The 2,224-nt window shown below is 49.6% G+C and carries 2 protein-coding genes; both read left to right on the forward strand.

All coding sequences use genetic code 11. The features are described 5' to 3' along the window. Window positions 1-981 (forward strand): SPFH domain-containing protein (locus tag ACTHS3_RS11750; RefSeq protein ID WP_440368014.1); only part of this gene is annotated, 981 nt, incomplete at its 5' end. Between the two features lie 203 nt (window positions 982-1,184). After that, window positions 1,185-2,224, forward strand: a 1,040-nt coding sequence (locus ACTHS3_RS11755) for a DUF4178 domain-containing protein (RefSeq protein WP_440368015.1), incomplete at its 3' end; no start/stop codon positions are given.

Below are 2,224 nucleotides of genomic sequence, written 5' to 3' on the forward strand. Positions count from 1 at the left end.
GTCATTCAATGGCCGAATCCCGATGACAGCCTGCTGATGTGGCGTTTTCCGATTGCCGATGAGGAGATCCAAAACGGTGCAAGCCTGACTGTGCGTGAGGCGCAGATGGCGATGTTTGTCGATGAAGGCGTAACCGCGGACGTGTTCGGTCCGGGGGGTTACACGCTCAATACGCAAACTCTGCCAGTGCTGACCAACTTGAAAAACTGGGACAAGCTTTTTGAGTCTCCGTTTAAATCGGATGTTTACTTTTTCAATACCAAACAACAGCTCGCACGAAAATGGGGTACGTCTCAACCAGTTACCGTGCGCGATGCCGAGTTTGGCGCGGTGCAACTGCGTTCGTTCGGTATGTATTCTTACCGCATCAGCGATCCGGCAAAATTCTTTAAAGAAGTCAGCGGTGTGGCGGCGCAATACAGCGGCGTAGACTTGGAAAACCAACTGCGCAATATCGCAGTCACCCAGTTGGCGGCCGCGTTCGGCAGCTCCGGTATCCCATTCTTGGATATGGCGGCGAACCAAGTTTTGCTGTCGCAAAAAATCGGCGAATTGCTTGGCGCGGAATTTGCCAAGCTGGGTTTGGCACTGGAAAACTTCACTGTTGAAAGCATTACTTTGCCCGCGTCTATTCAGGCTGCGTTGGATAAGAAAATTTCGATGGGTGTTATCGGCGATTTGGGACGCTACACCCAATATCAAACCGCCGAATCCATCCCGCTTGCGGCACAAAATGAAGGCGGACTTGCCGGAATCGGTGCAGGTTTGGGCGTAGGTGCCGGTATTGGTCAGGCGATGGCGGGTGCCATGGCTGGCATGATGCAGCCGAATGCGCAACAGGCTCAGCAAAATGCTCAGCCGGTTGCCGAAGATCCGCAGGCGAAATTGGTGAAACTCAAGTCTTTGCTGGATGGCGGTTTGATTTCGCAAGAAGATTTTGATAAGGCCAAGGCTGAAGTGTTGAAGCAGCTGATTGGTTAATCAATTGAAGGCCGTCTGAAAAATATCATTCAAAGAAGCGTTGAGTTGCTTCTGTGAAAAGGTTTCAGACGGCCTTTCGAATCATTTGATTGAGTCCGTTCGGTGATTTGGTTTGTTTCTAATCTGAAATCATTGATAAAACCAGTTGATAGAAACGCTAAGGCCGTCTGAAACATTCCAACCCATTCTGGAAAAGCAAATTCATGTCTCAAACTCCTTTCTTCAAAACCGACTGCCCAAGCTGCGGCGCACCTGTCGAAGCGCATTCTGCTTCTGCCGTGACGCTGGTGTGCGGCTATTGCAACAGCATGCTGGTGCGGCAAGATAACGGCGTTGTCGACTCCGGTCGCGATTCCGCATTGCTGGAAGATTTTAGTCCACTTCAAATCGGAACCAGCGGCACATTTGTCGCACAACGCTTTACCTTGGTCGGACGGCTTCAGGTGCAATACGACGATGGTGCGTGGAATGAATGGTATGCGCTGTTTGACGACGGCAGGGCAGGTTGGCTTTCTGAGGCGGGCGATTTGTATGTGATGACCATGCCAGTCGAAATTGATAATCCGCCGAAATTTGAAGACACGCGAGCCGGGTTTAGCGAGCTGACTTTTCAAGATAAGCACTATATTGCCTCCGATGTCCGCAAAATCAGCTTGAAACGCGCGGCTGCGCAGGGCGAATTGCCGTTTGTTTTAAAAGAGGATACAGAAAATCGTGTTTCCGACTGGCGTTGCGAAAACCTTTTCATCACGCTCGATTACAGCAACAAAACACCCGAAGCCTTCTTCGGTCGGATGGTAAACCTAGATGATTTGAAGCTGGAAAACACGCGCCACGAAGATGAAATTAAAGAAAGCGCAGGCCGTCTGAAAGGCAGTATTACTTCAGAAAACTGTCCTAACTGCGGCTCATCCATTCATTGGGTAAACGGGCTGACTTCCCATCTGAACTGTCAAAGTTGCGGCAGCGAATTGGCAGTCGGCAAAGATAAAGCAGAGCTTATTACCGCCAACAATCTGCGTTTGTCGCAAAATACGATGTTTACTTTGCCTGTCGGCTCGACAGGCCGTCTGAAAAATAAAGAGTTTCATGTTATCGGCGCAATCCGATATTTAGAAACAGATGCTCAGGAAACATTTGATAACTTGTTCAAAGGTGCCAAACATACATTGGCACCAGAAGGGCAGTGGACAGAGTATCTGCTTTACAACCCAACTCAGGGTTTCTTATGGCTGGTTGAAGC

The organism is Neisseria sp. P0009.S007 (assembly GCF_051962515.1).